General features: G+C 61.8%; 21 protein-coding genes. 6 read left to right on the forward strand and 15 right to left on the reverse strand.

Annotated elements, in window-relative coordinates:
- Positions 1–20 precede the first annotated feature (20 nt).
- The 4 genes from UP09_RS28945 to UP09_RS28960 all read right to left on the reverse strand — a co-directional run bounded on the left by UP09_RS28945 (position 21) and on the right by UP09_RS28960 (position 4817).
- Positions 21–818 carry an enoyl-CoA hydratase/isomerase family protein gene (locus tag UP09_RS28945; protein ID WP_044541764.1) on the reverse strand — a complete coding sequence of 266 codons (798 nt, stop codon included), beginning with the start codon at positions 816–818 and terminating at the stop codon, positions 21–23.
- Between the two features lie 31 nt (positions 819–849).
- Entirely contained in the window at positions 850–2046 is a 1197-nt protein-coding gene (locus UP09_RS28950; RefSeq protein ID WP_044541765.1) for a pyridoxal-phosphate-dependent aminotransferase family protein, read from the reverse strand.
- Between the two features lie 167 nt (positions 2047–2213).
- Positions 2214–3497, reverse strand: coding sequence for an MFS transporter (locus UP09_RS28955; RefSeq protein WP_044541766.1), 1284 nt, complete (start codon positions 3495–3497; stop codon positions 2214–2216).
- Positions 3498–3614: 117 nt separating this feature from the next.
- Complete coding sequence (locus UP09_RS28960) at positions 3615–4817, reverse strand: pyridoxal-phosphate-dependent aminotransferase family protein (protein ID WP_044541799.1); 1203 nt, start codon at positions 4815–4817, stop codon at positions 3615–3617.
- Positions 4818–4950: 133 nt separating this feature from the next.
- Here UP09_RS28960 and UP09_RS28965 point away from each other — a divergent pair, with 133 nt between their 5' ends.
- The 5 genes from UP09_RS28965 (at position 4951) to UP09_RS28985 (ending at position 12224) form a co-directional block, all read left to right on the forward strand.
- Positions 4951–5682 carry a GntR family transcriptional regulator gene (locus tag UP09_RS28965; RefSeq protein WP_044541767.1) on the forward strand — a complete coding sequence of 244 codons (732 nt, stop codon included), beginning with the start codon at positions 4951–4953 and terminating at the stop codon, positions 5680–5682.
- A gap of 109 nt (positions 5683–5791) precedes the next feature.
- Positions 5792–8761, forward strand: a complete 2970-nt coding sequence (locus UP09_RS28970; RefSeq protein WP_044541768.1) for an FAD-binding and (Fe-S)-binding domain-containing protein — start codon at positions 5792–5794, stop codon at positions 8759–8761.
- 3 nt (positions 8762–8764) lie between these two features.
- The gene (locus tag UP09_RS28975) at positions 8765–9193 is read left to right on the forward strand and encodes a GlcG/HbpS family heme-binding protein (protein WP_044541769.1); all 429 of its coding nucleotides are present in this window, start codon (positions 8765–8767) and stop codon (positions 9191–9193) included.
- A gap of 1097 nt (positions 9194–10290) precedes the next feature.
- Entirely contained in the window at positions 10291–11253 is a 963-nt protein-coding gene (locus UP09_RS28980) for a phytanoyl-CoA dioxygenase family protein (protein WP_052833241.1), read from the forward strand.
- 98 nt (positions 11254–11351) lie between these two features.
- Entirely contained in the window at positions 11352–12224 is an 873-nt protein-coding gene (locus tag UP09_RS28985) for a GntR family transcriptional regulator (protein WP_082070328.1), read from the forward strand.
- 57 nt (positions 12225–12281) lie between these two features.
- Here the strand turns inward: UP09_RS28985 and UP09_RS28990 are convergent, their stop codons facing one another.
- From UP09_RS28990 to UP09_RS29035, 10 genes are all read right to left on the reverse strand, one after another.
- Positions 12282–13457, reverse strand: coding sequence for a Gfo/Idh/MocA family protein (locus UP09_RS28990; protein WP_044541770.1), 1176 nt, complete (start codon positions 13455–13457; stop codon positions 12282–12284).
- A gap of 9 nt (positions 13458–13466) precedes the next feature.
- Positions 13467–14522, reverse strand: a complete 1056-nt coding sequence (locus UP09_RS28995) for a sugar phosphate isomerase/epimerase family protein (RefSeq protein WP_044541771.1) — start codon at positions 14520–14522, stop codon at positions 13467–13469.
- Between the two features lie 164 nt (positions 14523–14686).
- Positions 14687–15622, reverse strand: coding sequence for a sugar-binding protein (locus UP09_RS29000; protein WP_044541772.1), 936 nt, complete (start codon positions 15620–15622; stop codon positions 14687–14689).
- Positions 15623–15719: 97 nt separating this feature from the next.
- Positions 15720–16802, reverse strand: coding sequence for an ABC transporter permease (locus UP09_RS29005; protein WP_044541773.1), 1083 nt, complete (start codon positions 16800–16802; stop codon positions 15720–15722).
- On the reverse strand, positions 16802–17566 hold the full coding sequence (locus UP09_RS29010) for an ATP-binding cassette domain-containing protein (protein WP_044541774.1): 765 nt from the start codon (positions 17564–17566) through the stop codon (positions 16802–16804). The genes UP09_RS29005 and UP09_RS29010 overlap by 1 nt, the downstream gene beginning before the upstream one ends.
- Before the next feature lie 48 nt (positions 17567–17614).
- A complete protein-coding gene (gene xylA, locus UP09_RS29015) occupies positions 17615–18937 on the reverse strand; it encodes a xylose isomerase (RefSeq protein WP_044541775.1) in 1323 nt (440 codons plus the stop codon).
- Positions 18934–20391 (reverse strand): xylulokinase, encoded by a 1458-nt coding sequence (gene xylB, locus UP09_RS29020; protein ID WP_044541776.1) that lies wholly within the window; start codon positions 20389–20391, stop codon positions 18934–18936. The genes xylA and xylB overlap by 4 nt, the downstream gene beginning before the upstream one ends.
- A 114-nt stretch (positions 20392–20505) precedes the next feature.
- Positions 20506–21549 (reverse strand): LacI family DNA-binding transcriptional regulator, encoded by a 1044-nt coding sequence (locus tag UP09_RS29025; RefSeq protein WP_044541777.1) that lies wholly within the window; start codon positions 21547–21549, stop codon positions 20506–20508.
- 352 nt (positions 21550–21901) lie between these two features.
- A complete protein-coding gene (locus UP09_RS29030; protein WP_044541778.1) occupies positions 21902–22618 on the reverse strand; it encodes an ABC transporter ATP-binding protein in 717 nt (238 codons plus the stop codon).
- On the reverse strand, positions 22615–22860 hold the full coding sequence (locus UP09_RS29035) for an ATP-binding cassette domain-containing protein (protein ID WP_052833243.1): 246 nt from the start codon (positions 22858–22860) through the stop codon (positions 22615–22617). The genes UP09_RS29030 and UP09_RS29035 overlap by 4 nt, the downstream gene beginning before the upstream one ends.
- A gap of 72 nt (positions 22861–22932) precedes the next feature.
- On the opposite strand from UP09_RS29035, the gene UP09_RS39060 reads away from it, so the two are divergent.
- A complete protein-coding gene (locus UP09_RS39060) occupies positions 22933–23061 on the forward strand; it encodes a helix-turn-helix domain-containing protein (RefSeq protein ID WP_502689097.1) in 129 nt (42 codons plus the stop codon).
- Positions 23062–23720: 659 nt separating this feature from the next.
- Here the strand turns inward: UP09_RS39060 and UP09_RS29040 are convergent.
- On the reverse strand, positions 23721–24346 hold a 626-nt coding region (locus tag UP09_RS29040; protein WP_044541804.1), incomplete at its 5' end, for a LysR substrate-binding domain-containing protein.

The following is a 24346-nucleotide window of genomic DNA, read 5'->3' on the forward strand; positions in this document are numbered from 1 at the left end:
TCAACCGGCCCCCGCAGCCTCTACTTGCCCTTAAAGCTGGGTGTCCTCTTGTTGAGAAACGCGTCCATGCCCTCGCGAAAGTCCTCGCTCATATAGGCACGCAGGATCAGGTCTTCGCCCTCGTCGCGCGACAATGTGCGGCGGATGCGACGCACCGCTTCCTTGGTCACTTCGAGCGTGATCGGCGCGTGGCTCGCAACGAGCTTCGCGGTCTCGTCGGCGCGGCGCTGCAAGGTCGCGACGTCGGGCACGATTTCGTTGAGCAGCCCGAGCGCCAGCGCTTCCGGCGCTTCGACCAGGCGCGCCTTGAAGATCAGGTCCTTGGTGCGCGCCGGACCGATCAGCGAGACCAGGCGCGAGATGTTGGACATCGAGAGGCAGTTGCCGAGCGTGCGCGCGATCGGGAACCCGATCCGGGTCGCCTCGGTGCCGATGCGGATGTCGCAGCAGGCCGCAATGCCCGCGCCACCGCCGGTGCAGGCGCCGGCGATCGCTGCGATGACCGGCACCCGGCACTGCTCGAGCGTACCGAGCACACGATCGATCCGCGCCTCGTAGTCGAGCGCATCCTGCGCGGTCTTGAAGGCACGGAACTGCGAGATGTCGGTGCCCGAGGCAAACGCCTTGTCGCCGGCGCCGGTCAGGATCAGCGCCTTGATCGCATGGTCCTGATTGATGGTCTCGCAGATCGCCGCCATCTGCTCGTACATCGCAAAGGTCAGCGCGTTGCGCGCCTGCGGCCGGTTGAATGTGATCCGCGCGATCCCGTCCTCGACGGAGTAGATCAGGTCTTCGGTCGGAGTGACGGGCGCGTTCATGTCTCGCTCTTTCTCTTGTGAGGATTCAATGTCAGGCAACGGCGGCCTGCTTCTGCGCAGCGTCGCGTCCCTTCAGGACGTCCATCGCCGCCAGCACGCCACCGGCGCGATGTGGCACCTTGGCCAGATCGAGGCCCATCTCGACCCCCGACAATGTACCCATCAGCATCAGGTCGTTGAAGTGGCCGATATGTCCGATCCGGAACACCTTGCCCTTGACCTTGTTGAGACCGGTGCCGAGCGACATGTCGAAATTATCCAGCACGATCTTGCGGAAATGGTCGGCATCGTGTCCTTCGGGCACGCGCACCGCGGTCAGCGCCGGCGAATGCGCGCCCTGCTCCTGGCACTGTGTCTCCAGGCCCCACGTTTTGATGGCCGCGCGCGTCGCCTCGCTGTGGCGCTTGTGGCGGGCGAAGACGTTGTCGAGGCCTTCTTCCTCCAGCATCTTCACCGCCTCTCTGAGGCCGAACAGCAAATTGGTCGCGGGCGTGTAGGGCCAGGTCCCAGCCTTGTTGATGTTGATGACCTCCTGCCAGTCCCAATAGGAGCGCATCGCCGGGTTGGCCTTGGCCACGGCCAGCGCCTTTTCCGAGACGGCGTTGAAGCCGAGGCCTGGCGGCAGCATCAGTCCCTTCTGCGAGCCGGCGATGGAAACGTCGATGCCCCAGGCGTCGTGCTCGTACTCCAGCGAGCCGAGGCCCGAGATGGTGTCGACCATCAGCAGCGCCGGATGCTTGAGATCATCCATGATCTTGCGCACCTCGCGCGGATAGGTGACGCATGCCGTTGAGGTCTCGTTATGGACCATGCAGACCGCCTTGATCTCGTGCGCCTTGTCGGCGGACAGCCGCGCCTGGATCTGTTCGAGATCGGCGCCATGCCGCCAGTCGCCCGGAATGAAGTCGACGTCGAGCTTGAACTTGTCGGCGATGCCGTGCCACAGCACCGCGAACTGCCCGGTCTCGCACATCAGGACCTTGTCGCCCGGCTGCAAGGTGTTGACGATCGCCGCCTCCCAGGCGCCGGTCCCGGACGAGGGATAGATGATGACCGGCTGCTTGGTGCGGAACACGCGCTGCATCGCGGCAAGAACCGCAAAGCCGATCTCGGCAAACTCCGCACCGCGATGATCCATGGTCGGCATATCCATCGCCCGCAGCACCCGATCCGGCACGTTGGTCGGTCCCGGAATCTGCAAAAAATGCCTTCCAGAGTGCACGGTCATAGGCGTCCTTCCCGGTCTTGCGCAGGTCTTCTTGCGCAGGGCTTGTTGAGCCGCTCGCATATCACTATTCGCCGGGTTTGTCCCCCGCCGGACGGGAGGCCGTCATGCATATCCAAAGACCCTATCCCAACCCCTCTTGGCCCCTCCGCCGGCGCGCGCCGGCGGCTTTATTGAGCGGCCACCACCTTTCCCGAGGAGGCCAGTTCCTCGGCCTCATCGAACGGCCGCTCGGGATGCATCAGCAGCGCGGAGAAGCCGCCGAGCAGCAACAGCCCCATCGACATCAGGAACGGCAGGTACCAATTCCCGGTGGCGTCGATGACGAAGCCGGCGACCAGCGGCGAGACGATGGCCGCGAACGCCGATCCCGTGTTCATGATCCCCGACGCGATGCCGGAATGTTTCGACGCGATGTCCATCGGGATCGACCACATCGGGCCGATCACGAGTTCTGCACAGAAGAATCCGGCCGACAGGCAGATTGCAACGACCGTGATGTCGTGAAAAAACAGGATCGGCAGCAACGACAGCAGCGCGCCGGCAAATCCCACGATCGTGACACTGAGCCGCGCCAGGCGCACATTGCCGGTCCGCACGAGGATGCGATCGGAGATGACGCCCCCGAGGCTGTCGCCGATCACGCCGGCGAAAAATACGCCCGATGCGAACAGCGCCGAATTCTTGATGTCGAGACTGTAGTTGTTCTTGAAGAACAGCGGCAGCCAGTTGAGGTAGAGCCACAGGCACCAGCCGTAGCAGAAGTACGTCAGCGTCACCGGCCACATCCGTTGCAGCAGCGGCCCCCATGGCACCGCCGGCCGCTCGCCTTGCGGACGGACGGGGAGCACCGCAAGTTCGGCCGCGGTGATGGAGGGATGGTCTTTCGGCTCGTTGCGGAAGTACCAAAGCCAGACGACGCCCCACAGCAGACTGATGAAACCAAGCACCACGAATGCGCCGCGCCAGGTCAGCCAGAGGATCAGCAGCGCGACGACCGGCGGGGTGATGGCGTTGCCGAGCCGCGCAAACGAATGGGTAAGCCCTTGCGCAAAGCCGCGGCGGCTCGCCGGCGTCCAATACTGCATCGCGCGTGTCGCGGTCGGAAAGGTCGCGCCCTCGCCGAACCCCAGCGCAAAACGCGCGACGAACAGCGCGGCGAGACCATGGACGAAGCCGGTCATGATGGTCGCCGCCGCCCAGATCATCCCGCACCAGAACAAGGTCTTGCGCGGCCCGAAGCGATCACCGACCCAGCCGCCGATCACCTGGAACAGCAGATAGGGATAGGCGAAGGCCGAGAACACCAGACCGAGCTGGGTATTGCTGAGACCAAGCTCCTTCTGGATATCGCCTGCCGCGGTGCCGATGTTCACCCGGTCAACATAGGTGATGAAATACATCACGCAGAGCAGCGCCAGCACGACATGCGTCGCCTTGAACCGAAGCCTCATGGTGTCCCTTCCCGAATTCGCGATGTTCTGAATTATGTGCGTTCGCGATACCGTAACGCCCTATCGTTTGAGCATGATCTTTTCGGAAAACCGCTTCACACTTTTCCGGATCATGCTTTAGGTGCTGACCACTTTCAGAGGCGGCGACGAATTGCTCTGCGTCCGTTGCTCGAGCGACTTCATCGCCGCATCGACGCCGCCGGAGCGGTGCGGAACGCCGGCGGCCGACAGGCCCATCTCCACGCCGGTCAGCGCACCGAGCAGCGTCAGCTCGTTGCATTCGCCGAGATGCCCGATGCGGAAGACCTTGCCGGCGACCTTTGACAGGCCCGAGCCGAGCGACATGTTGTAATTGTCGAGCACGACCTTGCGGAACTGGTCGGCATCATGTCCGGGCGGCATCAGCACGGCAGTCAGCACCGGCGAAAACTCCGAGGGCTCCTGGCAGAGTACCTCGAGGCCCCATTGGTTGACCGCGGCGCGCGTCGCCGCAGCAAGTCGCTGATGGCGGGCGAACACATTGTCGAGCCCCTCCTCCAGCAGCATTGCGATGGCTTCGCGCAACCCATAGAGCAGGTTCGTCGCCGGCGTATACGGGAAGAAGCCGTTGGCGTTCGGCTTCAGCATCTCCTCCCAATCGAAGTAGGAGCGCGGCATCTTGTTGACCTTCGATGCAGCGCGGGCCTTTTCCGAGATCGCGTTGAAGCCGAGGCCGGGCGGCAGCATGAAGCCCTTCTGCGAGCAGCTGACGCTGACATCGACCTTCCATTCGTCGTGCCGATAGTCGACCGAGCCGAGCGAGGAGATGGTGTCGACCATCAGCAGCGCCGGATGCGAGGCGCGGTCGATCGCCGCGCGGATGTCTGCGATGCGGCTGGTGGCGCCGGTGGAGGTCTCGTTGTGCACGACCATCACAGCCTTGATGGTGTGCGCAGTGTCGTCCGCAAGCCTGGCTTCGATCTGGGCCGGATCAGCACCGCGGCGCCAATCACCCGCAACGAAGTCGACATCGATGCCGAAACGTCCAGCCATCTGGCGCCACAGCGTCGCGAAGTGGCCGGTCTCGACCATCAGGACCTTGTCGCCCGGCGACAGCGTGTTGACGATCGCTGCTTCCCAGGCGCCGGTCCCCGACGACGGGAAGATCACCACCGGACCTGCGGTCTGAAAGATCTTCTGACTGCCCTCGAGCACGGCCCGCCCGAGTTCGGCGAACTCTGCGCTCCGGTGATCGATGACCTGCGTGTCCATGGCGCGAAGCACGCGGTCGGGGACCGGGCTCGGTCCTGGAATCTGCAGGAAATGGCGTCCTTGATGCATGAAAACCTCCCATCGGCGCATTTTGACGAGCTGACGAAAGTCAGTTTGCATTCATTTTATGTCTTTTCAATAGATATTTCTAATTCGATTATGGACGTCGACGCGATCAGGCTGCTAAATTACCGTGGTGAATATGAAATCCACGATTCCCGAAGCCGGGACTCCAATCGCCGAACCGGCCGCCGGTAGTGACCGCCAGGAAGCCTCCCTGCACGGGGAGATCCTGCTGCGGCTTCGCGACTATGTTGTCGAAGGCAACATCCCAGAGGGGGCGCGCGTTCCCGAGCGACAGCTCTGCGAGATGCTCGGCATCTCCAGGACGCCGCTGCGCGAGGCGCTCAAGGTGCTGGCCGCCGAGGGGCTGATCGAACTGTTGCCCAATCGCGGCGCGCGGGTGCGCCAGCTCAGCGAGCGCGACCTCGAAGAGCTGTTCGATGTGATGGCCGGGCTTGAGAGTCTGGCCGGACGGCTGGCCTGCGAGGCCATTACCGACGAGGAAATCAGCGCGATCGAGCAGCTGCATTACGAGATGTACGGCCACTATCTGCATCGCGACATGCACGGCTATTTTCAGGTCAATCAACGGATCCATGAGAGCATCGTCGCGGCCGCGCGCAACGAGACGCTGAAGACCGCCTATGGCAACTTCGCAGGGCGAATCCGGCGCGTCCGCTACTCCGCCAATTTCGCCCGCAAGCGGCAGCGCTGGGCCGAGGCGATGCGCGAGCACGAGGCCATCCTCGACGCCCTGCGCCGCCGCGCCGGAAGCGAATTGAGCGACATCCTGTTCCAGCATCTGCGCAACAAGCGGGCGGCTGCCATGGAGCACCTGAGCGAAGCCGGAGCCGAACCGGCCGCGACGTGAGGGTGATCAAGCTTGCCGATTTTGAATTCATAATGTAACTAGCCACGCAAAAGAATGTACAATCCAGGAGAGCGCTAGAACAGCCCTCTCGAATCACCGTGGATTTGGGATGAAGAACGCCGCCTCATCGCTCGAACAGCGCCTGCGGTCGAACCTGACCGGCGACGTCTTTTTCGATGCCTTCAACCGCGGGCGCTACGCCACCGACGCCTCGTTCTACCAGATCATGCCGGCCGGCGTTGTCGTCCCCAAGACCATGGACGAGGCGCTGCAAACGCTCGCGATCGTGCGCGACGACGGACGAATTGTTACCCCTCGCGGCGGCGGCACCTCGCAGTGCGGACAGACCGTCAACGACGGCATCGTTGTCGACCTCTCCAAGCATCTGAACCGGATCATCTCGCTCGATGTGGCGAACCGCTCCTGCATCGTCGAGCCCGGTATCGTGCTCGACGATCTCAACCGCCAGCTCAGGAAGCACGGGCTGTGGTTTCCGGTCGACGTTTCCACCGCCTCGCGGGCCACCATCGGCGGCATGGCCGGCAACAATTCCTGCGGCGGCCGCTCGCTGCGCTACGGCACCATGCGCGACAACACGCTGTCGATGGACGCGGCGCTCGCAGACGGCACGCTGCTGCATTTCGGCGAGGTGCCGCGTGACCTTGCACAGGTGAATTCACCCGAAGGCGGCCGGAAGCTGTTCCGCGACATGCTCGATCTCGGCGAACGCGAGGCCGCCGAAATCTCCGACAAATTCCCGAAGGTGCAGCGCCGGGTCGGCGGCTATAATCTCGACGCGCTGGTGCCGCGCAATGCGCCGAACAACATGGCGCATCTGCTGGTCGGCTCGGAGGGCACGCTGGCCTTCACGACGCAAGTCGAACTCAAGCTGTGGCCAGTGATCCGCAACAAGGCGCTCGGCGTTTGCCATTTCGGCAGCTTCTATGAGGCGATGGATGCGGCACAGCATTTGGTCAAGCTGCGGCCGATCGCGGTAGAACTGGTCGATCGCACCATGATCGCGCTCGGCCGCGACATCGCGATGTTCCAGCCGATCATTTCGGCGGCCGTGCGCGGCGATCCCGATGCGATCCTGGTGGTCGAGTTCGCGGAGGAGGATCAGGCCGACAATCTCGTCCGCCTCAAGCAACTCGGCGAGCTGATGGCCGATCTCGGCTTCGGGTGGGACAGGCCGCAGCGCAAATGGGGCGGCGTGGTCGAGATCGTGGAGCCCGCATTGCAGGCCGGCATCGCCGATTTCCGGGCCGCCGGCCTCAACGTCATGATGTCGATGAAGCAGGAGGGCAAGCCGGTCTCCTTTGTCGAGGATTGCGCGGTACCTCTGCCGCATCTCGCCGACTATACCGAGCGGCTCAACGCCATCTTCGCCAAGCATGGCACCCGCGGCACGATGTATGCGCACGCCTCGGAAGGCTGCCTGCATGTGCGCCCGGTGCTCAACCTCAAGCTCGAAAAGGACGTCAAGGCAATGCGCGCCATTGCCGAGGAGACGTTCGAGATGGTGCGCGAATACAAGGGCTCGCACTCCGGAGAGCACGGCGACGGCCTGGTGCGCTCGGAATTTCACGAGGTAATGTTTGGCGCGCGCATCGTCGCCGACTTCCGCGAGATCAAGGCGCGCTTCGACCCCGACAACACGCTCAACCCGGGCAAGATCGTCGATCCGCCCAAGATGGACGACCGCTCGCTGTTTCGGTTTTCGCCGGACTATCGCGTCGGCGAATTGAAGACGGCGCTCGACTGGTCGGCCTACCCCGGTGCCGGTGGCGGCTTCCAGGGCGCGGTCGAGATGTGCAACAACAACGGCGCCTGCCGCAAGCTCGAGGGCGGCGTGATGTGCCCGTCCTATCGCGCGACCCGCAACGAGAAGGACGTCACCCGCGGCCGCACCAACACGTTGCGGCTCGCGATTTCCGGTCAGCTGGGGCCAGATGCGCTGGCCTCGGACGAGATGATCGACACGCTCAAGCTCTGCGTGTCCTGCAAGGCCTGCCGCCACGAATGCCCTGTTGGCGTCGACATGGCCAAGATGAAAATCGAAGTTCTGGCAGCCCGCGCGACAAGACATGGCCTGTCGCTGCGCGACCGGTTGGTGGGTTATCTGCCCCGCTATTTGGATCTGGCGTCGAGCTTTGCGCCACTGGCGAATTGGCGCAACAACAGCCCGCTATTGCGCACGCTATTCGAGAAGCTTGCCGGCATCAGCGCCAACCGCACGCTGCCGGCATTTCGTCGCGACACGTTCCGGCCCGACGCCGTCGTGTTTGGTCCGCCAGATGGTCGCGAGGTCGTGCTGTTTGCCGATACATTCAATCGTGGCTACGAGCGCGAGAATCTCGATGCTGCACTCGAGGTTCTGATCGCCGGCGGGTATCGGGTGCACTTGCCGCGTCCTTCGGACCACGCCCGGCCGCTGTGCTGCGGGCGAACATTCCTGTCGGCAGGCCTCGTTGACCAGGCCCGCGCCGAACTGGACCGGCTGGTTGCGACCTACGCGCCGTTCGCGGCGCGTGGCGTGCCGATCGTCGGACTTGAGCCGAGCTGCCTTTTGACGCTGCGGGACGAGTTGCTGTCATTGCGATCGGATCCGACCGCGAAACAGGTCAGTGCGCAGGCGCTGTTGTTCGAGGAATTCCTGGTGCGTGAGGCAGAGGCCGGCCGCCTCAGCCTGCCGCTCGGGGCGGTCGCCGCAAAGGCCATGGTCCACGGCCATTGCCATCAGAAATCGTTCGGCGCCTTCAAGCCGGTCGAGAAGGTGCTGCGTCTGGTGCCCGACCTCGACGTCGAAACTGTCGAATCGAGCTGTTGCGGCATGGCCGGCGCCTTCGGATATGGTGCCGAGACCTACCAGGCCTCGATCGACATGGCCGAGCTATCGCTGCTGCCGGCGGTCCGGCGCGCTGATCCCGCGACGCTGATTGTCGCCGACGGGACCTCCTGCCGGCACCAGATCAAGGACGGCAGCGGGCGCACCCCACTTCACGTTGCACGCGTATTGGCGATGAGCCTTAATTGTGCGAAATCCAGTTCCAACAATCTGTCGCCCGCAAAGGAATGACCCATGGCTGAGCTCACCCTCGACATTGCCCGCAAGATCCTCGATGCCGCATTGGCCAAGGGGATCGAGAAGAAGCTCAAACCGCTTGTGATCACGATCCTCGACGCCCGCGGCGCCGTGAAGGTGACCGCTGCGCAGGACGGTACCAGCCTGATGCGGGCCGAGATTGCGCATGGCAAGGCCTATGGCGCGCTGGCGCTGGGCATGGGATCACGGGCGCTGTTTCAGCGCGCGCAGGAGCAGGCCTATTTCATCGACGCCGTCAACACGCTGGCGCAGGGCCGCATGGTGCCGGTGCCGGGCGGCGTCCTGATCCTCGATGGCACCACGCTGCTTGGCGCCGTCGGCGTCAGCGGCGATACATCCGACAACGATGAGACCTGCGCGGTCGCAGGTATCGAAGGTGCGGGATTTATAGCGAATGCGGGATAGCATCCGCTTGATCGGCACTTCTGCAGCGCACCGCATAGTCATAGCGTAAGCAACGGAGATGCACCCGTAGCTAAACTGGATTGAGCGCCCCCCTTCCGAAGGTGGAAGCCAATGCTCTACTCGTGCCGGGTGCGCTACCGCTCTCGATAGAAATGCGTGCGAGCTATTCTTCGAGTCCACCACGGTTTGCGCGACGCCGATTGCCGACGTCGGAGCACGTGGACAGCGCGCACAAGTGAGCCACCGGCGTTGCTTCGTGTGCGTCGGCGGGCCATCCAGAGCGTAGAGCATCGCGGGGTCCCCGATAGGTTCAAATCCCGGACTCGCAACCACCGATACCGACACTCGCTGCTCGTGGCCATTTGACCCGTTATTAACCGCAGTGGGGCCGATCATAACTTGGTTAGCAGGACCTGCGGCGCGTGCGTCCCGAACGCAGTGAGCATCTTCTAAGTTGTTGATTTTTATAGCTGTGCCGTGGCATTTCGTCCGGTTCTGTTCACCCCCATTCCCTGAGTGAAAGTAGGGCCGGTCCGCGGGCCCAAGGCCTCTTGAGGAATTGACCACCCCTACCCAGCAGTGAGCGACACTGATCCCTACGGTGGATCTACGCCGTTAGTCCAAGTGGGATTTTGGTTTTATTTCGCCGAACTCTTCGCGAGTGAACCAACAATCGCGTCATTCTGACTGTGGGCTGACCACTTCCGATCTACTTCTGACAACGGACATCGTCGGAGCCAGTCGACGTGTCTCAAACGGGCCAATAGCAGGCTTGCGAGGTGGTGCCCAGCGCTGTGGAGACAGCGCGACGTGTTGTCGCGACAAGAAAGCCCCTTTCCATCATTGCTAGACTGATGAGAAGTAGCCGGAGGGACTCGGCAGACCCTTCAATTGGTCTCGCGGTACGAACGATTTAGGTCCCCTGGTTCGAATCTTCGGACAGGCCCATCAGGAAGCTATTCAAGGTTTTAACGGATTGCCAAGCATGCAGGCGCAGCCTTGGAAAGGATTTTCCCCGCAATCGGCGCTGTGATCCGCTTTCGCAACCGGTCGGCGAACGCTATGATCCTGTGGGCTTTCTACGGCATCGCTTACAAATGAGCTACTTTCAACGCATCTTGAGGTTCGGACTAAATAAGGTTCTTGAAGTGCCGGCTGACCTCGGCTGCCGCATTGTCGCGTTGCCCCAGGTCGCCTCCCGACTTGATGCCAACTACGAAAAGGCAAAACAGGAATACGCGCGACACGTTCCATCGATTTTAGGGGACGACCAGACGATTGTCGACGGACTAAGGACGAATGGCGTTTTTGTCACGTCGCTGGAACGATTGAATATTCCGGGTACTGAATATTTTCTGGAAAAGGCCGACGCTCTTGAGCGCCAACACCTACCCCTCCAGCGTTCCGTTCAAGCTGGAGCTGACGCGATTATGGCTCACCCTGAAATTTACCGATGGGGACTTCATGGTCGACTGCTAGACATCGCCGAGAACTATTTGGGCGTGCCCGTCGGTTACGACGGCATAAACATCTTTTTCACCATGGCCGACGGACGCGAGACCGGTGTTCGTCTCTGGCATCGCGACAGCGAAGATCGTCAGATGCTGAAAATAGCCGTCTACATTCATGATGTGGACGAAGGCAACGGCCCATTCCAAGTCTTGCAACGTCGCATTCCCAACTACGACCGTTTGGCCAGCGGGAGGTTCCCTGTGTTAACACAGCGCCAGCTGGAAGGAGTTCTGCCCGATTTCGATATGGTTCGGGACGTTATCACGTGCATTGGAAAGCGCGGCACGGTTGTATTCTCGGACACCGCGTCATTCTATCATCGCGGAATGCCGGCGATCACGCGCGACCGCTACGCGATCTTTTTCAACTATATGGGCCGCGTGCCGCTGCGACCATTTCGTTGTGAGCGCACGATGATCTCTCGCGCGCAAGTCCATCAACTCGCGAAAGAACTCCCGGCGCGTCAGCGTGACTGCGTGCTGTGGAGAAACGCCTTGCCGCTGGTCGCTCGTATCCTTCCGCCTGCGCCGACTTATGGAAGTACGTGACAGGGCTGCAGAACGTCGCCAGAGATTCTTGGTATTTGTCCTCGCCGAGCAGCAGTCGGAGGCGAAACGGGCGAGCCACGGAATGTGGCGCGGTAGCTTTGTCGAACCTTGGCGATATCGTGCTTGCAGAAAAGCAGGCGGATCACCTGTTGGCTGTTCTGATTAGGCTCACCTATCGGGATCTCGGCGGTAACCGCCTGTTGCTCAATTCTGAAATGCTACTCGAACAAAATCGCCCTGCCGCCAAATCACGCTGCACTTACGGGCGGTGTGAAAATTATCGAACGTTAATTCAAAGTCCAGCGGCAAGACGTGCCCCGCAAACATTGGTACGAGACGAAGCATTTGATCGGCTACGCGATGCGATTATTACCGGTCATTTCCCACCCGGTGCACGTTTTGTCGAGCGAGAACTGTGCGAAGCGATGGGGGTCAGCCGGACCATGATCCGTGAGGCACTGAGGCGGCTTGAGGCCGAAAAGCTGGTGCGCGTCGAACCGCGTCGTGGTCCAGAGGTCGTGCGCTTAAGCCGGAAACAAGTTGCCGAGATCTACGAGATCCGAGCGATATTGGAAGCAATGTTGGTACGCCGCTTCACTGAGATGGCGAGCGACCAGGATATCGCTCAGCTCCGCACCATTTTCGAAGAGATTATAAGGGCCGACGAAAATGAGAACGTTTACGATCTCGTCGACCTCATGAAGAGGTTTATTGAGCACATGATGCGTGTAGTTGATCACGAGCTCATTAGCGACATCCATCAGCAGCTTATCGCGCGCATCAGTGTTCTGCGCGTGCTCTCGATGTCCATGCCGGGTCGCATCCAGAGCAGCATGGGCGAGCTTACCGACGTTATCGAGGCCATCGAGCGGCGCGACGCCAATGCTGCCGCTGAGAGCCTCACTTACTATGTTCGCAATGCAGCTAATGCGGCACTTGCCCGCTTCGACGCCACCCAGACTGACTCTTAGGTTCGACCTTCGCGAATGCGACGCTCAACCGAAACCTTCGCTGGTCGGTCGGCGTTTTCATCCGACCTTGGTCCATACGTTTCCGGCTTTCGAAGACGCTACCGCGGCTTCGATGAAGCGCATGCCGGCCAAGCCGTCACGCACGGTCGGATAGATCGTTCCGGCATCGAGTGAAGCGCCGGTCCGCGCGGCGCGGATTGCCCGCGCAGCTTCGGCATAGATCGTGGCAAAACCCTCGAGATAACCCTCAGGGTGTCCACTCGGCACGCGGGAGACTCGGGCGGCTTCCGGCAGCGCCCCAGCGCCGGCGCGAGTGAGCAACTGCTTCGGCTCGCCGAAGCGGGTGAACCATAGATAATTTGGATCGGCTTGTGTCCATTCGAGCCCACCCCTGGTGCCGCAAATGCGCAGCTTGAGGCCATTTTCGTTGCCGACCGCCACCTGGCTCGCCCACAGCATGCCACGCGCGCCGCCCTTGAAACGCAACAGTATCTGGACGTCGTCGTCGAGCAGTCGGCCAGGCACGAAGGTGGTGAGCTGCGCCAGGATTGCATCTGTCTCCAGTCCGGTGACGAAAGCAGCGAGATTGTAGGCGTGCGTTCCGATATCGCCGATGGCGCCGCCAGCCCCGGACCGCTTCGGATCGGTGCGCCACTCGGCTTGCTTGCTTCCCGAAAGCTCGGCGCGCTCGGTAAGCCAGTCCTGCGGATATTCTGCCTGTACGACGCGGATGTCGCCCAACTTGCCTTGCGCGATCATGGCACGTGCCTGCCGCATCATCGGATAGCCGGTGTAGTTGTGGGTGAGGACGAAGACCTTACCGCTCTTTTCCACCAGATCGACCAGCTCCCGTGCCTCCGCCACGGTGGTCGTCATCGGCTTGTCGCAGATCACGTGGATGCCGGCCTCGAGGAAAGCGCGGGCGGCCGGTGCGTGCACATGGTTGGGAGTCACGATCGACACCGCTTCGATCCCGTCTGGGCGCCCGGACTCGGCCCTCGCCATCTCCTCGAACGATCCGTAGGATCTTTCGGCCGCAATGCCGAGTTCCAAGGCCGACGCCTTGGCCCGGGCAGGCTCTGAAGACAGCGCGCCCGCGACCAGTTCGAACTGCCCGTCGATCCGCGCCGCTATGCGATGAACGGCACCGATAAAGGCGCCCTGACCGCCGCCCACCATGCCAAGCCTGATGCGGCCGCCTGCGCTGTCGTACCCGCTAGCTTCGATCGCCATGCGAACCTCCTAAGCCAAGCCGAGCATCTTGCGGTTCGCAAGATCGTCGGTGCCTGCCCCGGCAAAATCGTCGAAGGCGCGCTCGGTAACGCGGATGATGTGACGCTTGATGAATTCCGCACCTTCGCGCGCGCCGTCTTCCGGGTGCTTGAGCGCGCACTCCCACTCCAGCACCGCCCAGCTGTCGAAATCATAGGATGTAAGCTTGGAGAAGATGCCGCCGAAATCGACCTGTCCGTCGCCCAGCGAGCGGAACCGCCCTGCCCGGTTCGCCCAGCTCTGGAAACCGCCATAAAGGCCCTGCCGGCCCGTCGGATTGAATTCGGCGTCCTTCACGTGAAAGGCCTTTATGCGCTCGCGATAGATGTCGATGTAATCGAGATAGTCGAGCTGTTGCAGCAGGAGGTGCGACGGATCGTAGAGCAGGTTCGCCCGCGCGTGGCCCTTCACCCGTTCGAGAAAAATCTCGTAGCTGACGCCGTCATGCAGGTCTTCTCCGGGATGAATCTCGTAGCAGACATCGACGCCGTTCTCGTCGGCATAGTCGAGGAGCGGAGTCCAACGTCTTGCCAGCTCATCGAACGCTGCTTCCACGAGGCCGGCCGGACGCTGCGGCCACGGGTAGATATAGGGCCATGCCAGCGCGCCCGAGAAGGTGGCATGTGCTTTCAAGTCGAGATGTTTCGATGCTCTAAGCGCGCGTTTCACCTGATCGACCGCCCATTCGGTGCGTGCCGACGGGTTGCCGCGCACTTCAGGCGCCGCGAAGCCATCGAAGGCAATATCATAGGCAGGATGGACCGCGACGAGTTGCCCCTGCAGATGAGTGGAGAGCTCGGTGATCGCCAGTCCGTGCCGTGCCGCGACCCCGCTGATCTCGTCGCAATAGGCCTTTGAATCGGACGCCCTCTTCAAATCGAAAAGTCGCGCGTCCCAGGTCGGAATCTGCACGCCTTCGTAGCCGAGCGACGATGCCCATTCGCAGATCGCGTCAAACGAGTTGAACGGAGCTGTATCCCCGGCGAACTGCGCCAGGAAAATGGCTGGGCCTTTTATCGACTTCATGAGCTTTCTTCCCTGATCCGGCTTCTTGCGAACACGATTCACCCAACTGCGGCAGCGGCGGCATCCACACGCCATGAAACTCGGCGTTCCAATATTGCATCCATGACGAGGGACGGTCCGGGGGTGGGCCCGGACCGCCAAGGACTCGCCCGGCAGAAATATCCTTACTTCAGGAGCTGCCCGACATTGTCTTTGGTGACGAGATCAAGACCCGTGTAAATGATCTCAGGCACCTTCTCCCCCTTCTTGATCGCCAGTAGAACATCCATGGCCTTTTCGCCCATCTCGAACGGCCGCTGGCCGGTCAGAGCGTTGGAATAGCCGTCGCGCAATAGCTCGAGCTGCATCTTGAGCGTATCGGCCACCACCAGGGTGAACTTGCCGGCGTCGATATCCTTCTTGTTCTTATTGACGAACGCCTTGTAACCCTCCGGCGCGAACATCGGCCAGCCGCCGATCGGCACGATCGCGGCAAGGTCCGGCGTCGCGGTGCGCAGGTCGGACATCTGCTGAACAGCGAGCGCGGAGTCGTCATTGCAGAATGTCGGCGAGCCGGAAACCTCGGCCCATTTCGACCCCTTGAGCGCTTCGCGGACACCATCGACGCGCTCGGCGAGGTTCTTGGCACCCGGGCCGCCCGAGATCATGGCGTACTTGCCACCCTCGGGCCGAAGCTGCAGCAACTGCTTGCCGAGCGCGAGGCCAAAATCCTTGTTGTTGGTACCGATATACGCGATGCGCTTGGAGCCCGGCGCATCCGCATCGAATGTCACCACCGGGATGCCCGCCGCGCTTGCCGCCTCGATCGACTTGGTCATGGCCGCGACGTCGGCAACGGAGATCGCAAGGCCGTCCACCTTCTGCGTAACGAAGTCCTGGATGATCTGCGCCTGGGTTGCCGGCTCATGCTCGATTGGCCCTTTGTAGATGCACTCGACATTGCCGAGTTCCTTGGCGCGCTTCAAGCAGCCGTCTCGTGCTACATCGAAGAAGGGGTTGTTCATCGCCTTGGGCACGATGACGAAACGGTACTTCGTCTCGGCAAGAGCCGGGCTCGCCATCATTGCGGCAATCACGGTAGCAAGAAGAATTTTCTTCATTGGTCGCTCCTCCACGCGTTGTTGCCTATCCTGAAGATCGTCGGTGCCGGGAGGCGGATAGACGACGCCGTTGTTGGCGCCTCCCGATCAGTACCCCTTAAATCGTGCGCGAGCGCATTCGGTCGATCAGCACGGCCAGGATGATGATCACGCCTACCAATGTTTGCTGCCAATAGGAATTGACCTGCGCGAGCACGAGGCCATTGCGGATCACCTCGAGCAGGACGCAGCCGATAATGGCGCCGAACGGACCGCCAATCCCGCCCGCCAGGTTGGCGCCGCCGATCACCGCTGCAGCGATTACGTTGAGCTCATAGGAAGTCGCCATGTTCGCGGGCGCCGAGCCCAGCCAGCCGGATACGATGATCCCCTGCAGTCCTGCAGCAAGCGCGGCGATCACATAGACCTTGATCTTTACGCGCACGACCGAAACGCCGGTCAATTCGACGGCTTTCTCATTGCCGCCGAGAGCAAAGACGTGCCGACCGAACGTGGTGTGGTGCAAGACGACGGCCATCACCGCCGCGAGGATCACAAGATAGAGGAAAGGCGCGGGCATTCCGTACAGGTCGCCCGACGTCAGCGCGTAGAAATAGTCGGCGTCCGGGCCGCCCGGGAAGCTGCCCCGGCCGTTTGATACGACATAACCGAGACCGCGCACGATCGAGAGCATGCCGAGCGTGGTGACGAAGGGTGACAGCCGAAGCACCGCGATGCAGAAGCCATTGACGAGCCCGACGAGCAGCGCGGTTCCAAGCCCGGCAAACATCGAGACGAGCAGGATCAGGCCCGGCAAATTGGCGGCCACGGTCTTTCCGTCGGCGGCCACATGCACGAACAGCGAGGCGCCGGGCATGCCCGGCGTCGAGAGACCCGACATGACCATCGAGGTGATCATGGCGGAAAAGCACATCGTCGAGCCGACCGAGAGATCGATACCGCCCGTGATGATCACGAAGGTGGCGCCGAGGGTGGCGATGGCGATGAACGAGAAATTCTTCGCCACGTTCTGCATGTTCCCTTCGGTGAAGAAGTAGGGGCTCGCGAAGTGCATCACGACGAGCAGCACCAGCAGCGCGAGCGTGACGTAGGCGGTCTGCGAGGTGAAGAAGCCGCGCTGCCACCACCTGGCATGGCCGACATTGGCAAAGGAGACCGGGGATTCCATTGGCACGGACATCACGCGGCCTCCTTCGCGCCAGTGATAAGGGCGGTCACTTCCTCAGGGCTCGTGTCCTGGACCGGCTTGTCTGCCCTCTTCTCGCCGCGCCGCATGACGACGACGCGGTCGCAGACGGCGAAGACGTCCGGCATGCGATGAGAAATCAGCATGACGGCAACGCCCTGCTCCTTGAGGCGATGGATCAGGCTCAGCACCTGCTCGACCTGCCGGACCGAGATCGCCGCAGTCGGCTCGTCCATCATGACGAGCTTGGCGTTTGACAGTCGCGTCCGCGCGATGGCGACCGCCTGGCGCTGGCCACCCGACATTTGCTTGACGAGATGGTGCGGCCTGGTCTCGGAGCGCAATTCACCGAACAGCTCCAGCGCGCGTGCCGCCATCGCCTTGTGGTCAAGGAAGGAGAACGGACCGAATTTCCACGTGAGCTCGCGTCCGAGGAAAACGTTTGCCGCAGCCGTCAAATTGTCGGCGAGCGCGAGATCCTGGTAGACGACCTCGATCCCTACCTCGCGCGCATCGAGCGGACGGTGGAAATGAACCTTCTTGTCTTCGAAGCGGATCTCTCCGTGGTTTGCCGGAAAATTACCGGCGATGATCTTCACCAGCGTCGATTTGCCGGCGCCGTTATCGCCCATCAGGCCGACCACTTCTCCTGGGAAAATCTTCATGTCGACGCCATGTAGCGCCCGGATCGCGCCGAAATCCTTGCCGACACCTCTCAATTCCAGGATGGGTTGCCGGGCAGTATCGTCCGTCACCATGGCGATCTCCCTCTCAAATAATGCTGCGTCAAATCGCATTCGCTCCGATCAGACATACCGGTTGACCATGGATTCCAGATATTCCTGACGTCCCGAGCGCGGCTGCGGATCCAGTCCGCCAGCAAGCGCCCGGTCGGCAAGCTCGGCCAGCGAGCGCTGTCCTGCGAGGATCGCGCGCCCCTCGGCGTCCGCCCATCCAGCATAGCGTTCGACGATCGGAGCCGTGAGCGCGTTGGCTTCCAGCATATCGGCGGCGGCAAGCAACGCACGGGCACAGGCATCCATCGAGCCGACGTGGGCATGGATCAGGTCATCAGGCTCGATCGACTGACGCCTGATCTTGGCGTCGAAGTTGAGACCGCCAGTGGTGAAGCCACCGCGCTTCAGCATTTCATGAAACACAAGGGCCAGTTCTGGCACATTCATCGCGAACTGGTCGGTGTCCCAGCCAAGTAGATCGTCGCCGCGGTTGATATCGAGCGAGCCGAAGATACCAAGTGCCTCGGCAAGCGCGACCTCATGCTGGAACGAATGGCCGGCGAGGATGGCGTGGTTTTGCTCGATGTTGAGCTTGACGTCCTTGAGGAGGTCGTAGCGTTCAAGGAAGCCGGAGCAGGTGGCGACATCGAAATCGTATTGGTGCTTGGTCGGCTCTTTCGGTTTCGGCTCGATCAGGATCGGCCCCTTGAAACCAATTTTATGCTTGTGCTCGACCACAAGCGAAACGAAACGGCCGAGCTGGTCGAGCTCGCGCCCGATGTCGGTGTTGAGCAGTGTCTCGTAACCCTCGCGCCCGCCCCAGAGCACGTAATTCTGGCCGCCAAGCCGATGCGTCACCTCGAGCGCCGCCCGGACCTGCGCTGCCGCGTAGACGAACACCTCTGGATCCGGATTGGTCGCCGCACCCGCCATGTAGCGGCGGTGCGAGAACAAATTGGCCGTTCCCCAGAGCAGGCGCACTTTGGCCGCCGACATCTTCTGCTCGAACAGATCGGCAATGACGTTGAGGTTCTTGACCGACTCGGCAAGCGACCGGCCTTCCGGCGCAACGTCCGCATCGTGGAATGTGAAGAATGGCACATCGAGCAGGCGGAACAGCTCGAATGCGACATCGGCCTTGGCGCGGGCAAGCGCCATCGGATCATCGCCATGGTGCCATGGCCTGAGAAAAGTCTCGCCGCCGAACGGATCGCTCCCGATCCAGCCGAACGAATGCCAGTAGCAGACGGCGAAACGCAAATGATCTTCGAGCCGCCGGCCACGGACGATGCGGTCCTTGTCGTACCAGCGGAAGGCAAGCGGTTTGTCCGGCTTAGGACCCCCATACGCGACCGGCTCGGTGGTTGCAAAAAAGTTCGTTGATGCGTTCACGCGGACAGCTCCTTGAGCGCGGGATAAAGTTTTCGCCACTGCCGATAGGCGTCATCGTAGGCGACCATCGTCGAAGCGCGCGGCACGAAGCTCGCGAGCCGTCTCGGACGGGTGCATACTTTCGCTGGCTCTTCTTGGGTGGCAGCCATCCGGCCGAGCCGCGCGGCTCCCAGCGCCGCACCGACCTCGCCCTCCTCGACGCGGCGGACCGGAATGCCGAGCACATCGGCGATGATCTGTGCCCACAGCGCCGAGCGCGATCCGCCGCCCACGAGATCGACCTCCGCGATCGCGGGACTTGAGCCGCCCATCGCAGCAAGATTGTCGCGCACGGCGAAGGCCACACCTTCGAGCACCGCCTGAACGATATCATCGCGTCCGGTCGCGCTGCGCAGACCGACGAAGGCACCGGCAGCAGTGGCATCATTGTGCGGTGTGCGCTCGCCGTCGAGATAAGGCAGGAATTGCACCGGGCTCGGCCGTTCGACGGCCTCGCCGAGCGGGGCGAGTAATTCGGATTCAGGCGTTGCCAGAATGCGAGCAAGCCAGCCAAGCGAGGCGGCGGCCGACAACATCACGCCCATCTGGTGCCAAAGGCCGGGAAGCGCGTGGCAGAAGGCGTGGACCGCCGAGCGAGGTGCCGGCGCAAACCGCTCCGTGACGCGGAACAGCACACCCGAAGTCCCGAGCGAAAGGAAGGCATCGCCAGGCGCAATGGCGCCGAGTCCGATCGCGCTGGCTGCGTTATCGCCGGCGCCACCGGCGACCACCACGCCGGGTGCCATGCCCCAACGCTGCGCGAAGTCGGCAGATAGAACTGCACTCGGCTGGCTGCCTTCGACCAGTCGCGGCATATGGTGGAGACCGAGCCCCGTCGCTTCCAGGATGGTCTCGGACCAGCAGCGCCGACCGACGTCGAGCCAGAGCGTTCCGGCCGCATCCGACATGTCCTCGACCATCTCGCCGGTCAAGCGGTAGCGGACATAGGCCTTGGGAAGAAGAACGTGAGCTACCCTCGCGAAAACATCCGGTTCGTGCCGCGCCACCCACATGAGCTTGGGAGCGGTGAAGCCCGCCATCGCCAGATTCCCGGCGATCGCGTGCAGCGAGGGGCACCGGCGCTCGAGTTTGGTGCACTCGGCATGGGAACGGCCGTCATTCCAGAGAATGGCCGGGCGCAGCGGCCGGCCGTCGGCACCAAGCAGCGTAGCGCCATGCATCTGGCCGGCAAGGCCAATGCCCCGAACCTGCGCCGTTTCGCGCGGGTGCCTGGCAGCGAGATCGTCGACCGCATCGATCGCCGCGTCGACCCAGGCATCCGGATCCTGCTCGGACCAGAGCGGCTCAAGATGCGACAGCGCAAGCTCGCGCGAAGCCGCAGCGGCGATCGCACCCGCGTCATTCACGAGCACGGCCTTCACACTGGACGTGCCGATGTCCATCCCCAGATACACGAGCCTTCCTCCCTTTCGGCTCTCACGCGGCGTGCGAACTGCGTCGCCTTTCCCGCAAAGTGCCGACTTTTTGAACTCGGCCTGCCGCTTAGAACCGCCTTACGGTGGTGGGCCCTACGGCAGATTGTCCCTCATCACGATGTCGATCCGGATATTCTCCTGTTCACTCAAGATCGGTTCGCCTCGCGCGAGCGCGAGCAGCACGCGGATGGCGGCCCGCGCCTCATGCCCGGGGTTCTGCGAGATGGCCGCATCGATCACACCCTGCAGGAGCAGCCTGCGCGTCACGACAGTCACGTCGTGCCCAACGAAAACCACCTGCTTCTCACGCCCGGAGTCGATCAGTGCCTTGGCAACGCCAAGCGTTCCGGCGCCGACATTATAGAGACCGGCAATGTCAGGATGATCGCCAAGCAACCTCATCATGAGGTGTTCTGAGCATTCATCCGCGTCCCGCCCCTCAAGAACGGGTAACACATCAAGTTGCGGAAATTCGGAGGCCGTCACCTGACTGAAGCCGAAGATACGCTCGGCATGGTCCCGCAAGCCTTGCGAACCGGCGACGATAGCGACCTTCCCTCGACGAGGACCGACCAGCCGCCCGACCAACGTGCCCGCGGTGCGCCCGGCGGCAATGTTGTCGATGCCGACATAGTGATGGCGGCGCGACGACGGCACGTCGGACACCAGCGTCACGACATTGGTGCCGGCATCGACAAGATCGTTGATGGCGGCGCGGACGCTCGGATGATCGAGCGCCACGACCGCCACTCCATCGAAGTCGCCGGCGAGGGATTCAAGGGTAGCCGCGAGAACGGCAGGATTGAACACGTCGGTAGCGACCATCTCGACCGCAAGGCGTCGGGCCGAAAGCCAGGTCGACATCTCGCCGAGATAGGACTGGATCTGCTGCATGAACAGATTCGGCCCGGACGGCATCACAAAGGCGAAGCGCCGTGCTCGCCCGCGGGCCAATTCCGCCGCAGCGACATGGGGTTGGAATGCGTTCCGCTCGATCGTCTCCTTCACGCGCCGGACGGTGTCCGGTCGCACGCCGGCGCGATTGTGGAGGACACGATCAACGGTTGCGAGGCTGACGCCAGCCTGGCGGGCAATGTCCTTGAGCGTGAACGCCATATTCGCTTCTCGCTTCTCCATCCTTGTCACGCTAGCAGAGGCCCAATGAGGTACGCAACTCATTTTGAGGTTCGGCCATCGACTATCGCTCTGGGAAGCCCGCCCCCAAAGGCAGGGCACCGCGCTAAATCCGACAAGCGCTCAGTTTGGTAAGCGGCAGACGCCAGCGGGAACTGCACTGTGCCGTCTGACGGCTAACCCGGTGAGCAAGCGCCCGGAGGGCCGAGCTTGCGGGGATGGGAGGTGACGGCAGAGCCATCGATCAAAAGTAAAGCTCATCACAGACTCACCGAGACTCGGACAACGCAGGCCAGACTCGCTGGCGTAGCCGAAGCCAGACGCTCACGGCCGTCGTTCATCCCGTTGCGGCAAGTCAATTCGCGGCGAGATATGCGCTGTGAAGAATATCCGGATTCTCGCGTAATTGTTCGGGTTCGCCGGAGAACCGAATATGTCCCCGCTCCATGACGTGGACGCGATGTGAAATCCGCAACGCGATATTCGTGAACTGTTCGATCAACAACCCGCCGACGCCGTCCGTGGCAAGCTGAGTGATCACCGGAACCAGCCTGGCCACGATCACGGGAGCAAGATCGAACGACAATTCATCCGCAAGGATATAGCGCGGGCGATCGACGATGGCCTGGACGAGTACGACCATTTGCTGCTGACCGCCGGAGAGCGATCCCGCCCGCGCGTCGAGTTTTCGACGAAGCTCGGGAAACGCATCAAGCGCAGCCTCAATGCCATCTTCCCGCTTGCGGCCCGGCAGATGATGACCGGCGACCCGAAGATTATCGAAGACCGATAGTTCGCTGAGTACGTGGTGCCCTTCGGGGACGGCTGCAACGCCAAGGCGGCGAACCTGCTCTGGCCGAAGGCCTGCACTCGATTTGCGGTCGATGAATACGTCGCCGGAGGAAACGGGCAATGCACCAGCCACGGCGAGAACCAGCGAACTCTTGCCAGCCCCGTTGGCGCCGAGCAGAGCGGTGACCTGCCACGGCGGAATCTCGATATCTATACCATGCACGACCTGCTTGCCACCGCGCGCAATCGCCAGACGCTCGATCCGGATGCAATCGGTCATGCCGCTTCTCCGAGGTAGGCGGCGCGTACTTTCGGATCCTTCAAGGTCGGACCTACCGGGCCGTAGGCGATCACGGTGCCGAAATCGAGAACCAGCGTCTTCGTGCGGGTCGAGGATGTCAGGTCGACGTCGTGATCGACGAGCAACACCTGGGCGCCGCAGAACGCCGGCATGCCTATGATGGTCTTACGCAGGAAATCCGACTCGGATTCGCTTAGGCTGGCGCCGGGTTCATCCATCATGATGATCTTCGGCGCACCGACGATGCATCGCGCGATTTCGAATCGCTCACGATCAACGAACTGAGCCGACGGATTTACGCAGAAGCGCTGCGGCGTTCGGGTGGGAAGATTTCGACAGCAGCGCGGATGCTTGGGATCATCAGGCCCCAGTTCGTTTATCGGACAAGGGAATTGGGCCCGGGAATTGAGGACCAATGCTGACTTTGCGGTGTTTCTACGCGCTTACCAAAGCACTGACGCAGCCACGCGCAGCACCGAAAAGTTAACTCAGCGGAATCGCTCTTGCAGCAATATCTGCGCAATCTTTGCAAACCTTGTGTTCGACCTGTCCTATTTTTACGCCATCGTCGCCGATTTCCGCGCGCGCATTCCGTACCTCTTCTCGAAACCAGGATATCCGGTTTTGATGAACTCGCACTGTCTGAAAACAGCGGCGTGGGAATATGCGAGACACGAAAAACAGTCGGTCGAAAAGCGAGCGCCTTCGGCGTCTCGTCAATCAATGCCATCAGCAACGCAACACTCATAATGCAATAACTGAAGAACCTTATCGGCAAATGCTTAATGCTGCCAAGTGCAGGCGTCATGAGTCCGATACCCGACACTGCGCTCGGACTTCCTAGATGGGTCATTCGCTTCGTTTTTACAGTCGGTCAGCTTCCAGACTACCCTCAACTTCGGACATGTCGCTGCACTGCGCCAACTGACGCGATGGACGAATTCCGGACTCATGCGCCCTAGAAAAGTCAGGCTTCGTTCGGTCGCTTCGACGGTTATGGCGAGCAAGGGTCGCCAACCGCCGACGAACAGACACAACTTCAAATGTTGATTTCGAAGGCCGGACGAAGATGTTCGTCTCGCTATTCCAGATATGGCGTCAGCACATTTTCGATCCATTTCATGAATGCGCGGACTCGGCGCGACAGATTGCTTCGATGTGCAACGACGAGGGACACGGCGAGCGCCCGGCGACGATAATCGGGTATGATCTCCACAAGCGCTCCACTCTCCAGGTATCGGCCAATCCCCAAGAGTGGCGCCTGAATCAGGCCAAGGCCGGCGAGGGCAGCGGCTTCGTAGGTCTGCGCACTGTTAACGTGTAGCGCACCTGGCAACTGAAGCGTCGCGTAGCCGTCGCCGTCCGGATATTCCCATCCATAGGGTCTTGCGGCCAGCATCGTCGAAAAATGAATTGCCCGATGCTCCTGACGCTGGAGATCTTCTAGCGATCGGGGGACGCCATAGCGCGCTAGATAGGCGGGACTGGCAGCGTTGACCATACGCAACCGGCCCAGCGGGCGGGCGATCAGCGTCTCGTCCCTTATGGATCCAAGCCGCAATACACAGTCGAACCCCTCTTGAACCAGATCGACCTGCCGATCCGTACTCGACACCTCCAGCTCCAACTCTGGATGAGCCGCCATGAAATCCGGTAAGGCCGGCACGATCGTTGTCCGTGCCACCTCGGTCGGAAGATCGACGCGTA

The organism is Bradyrhizobium sp. LTSP885 (assembly GCF_000938305.1).
GTDB lineage: Bacteria > Pseudomonadota > Alphaproteobacteria > Rhizobiales > Xanthobacteraceae > Bradyrhizobium.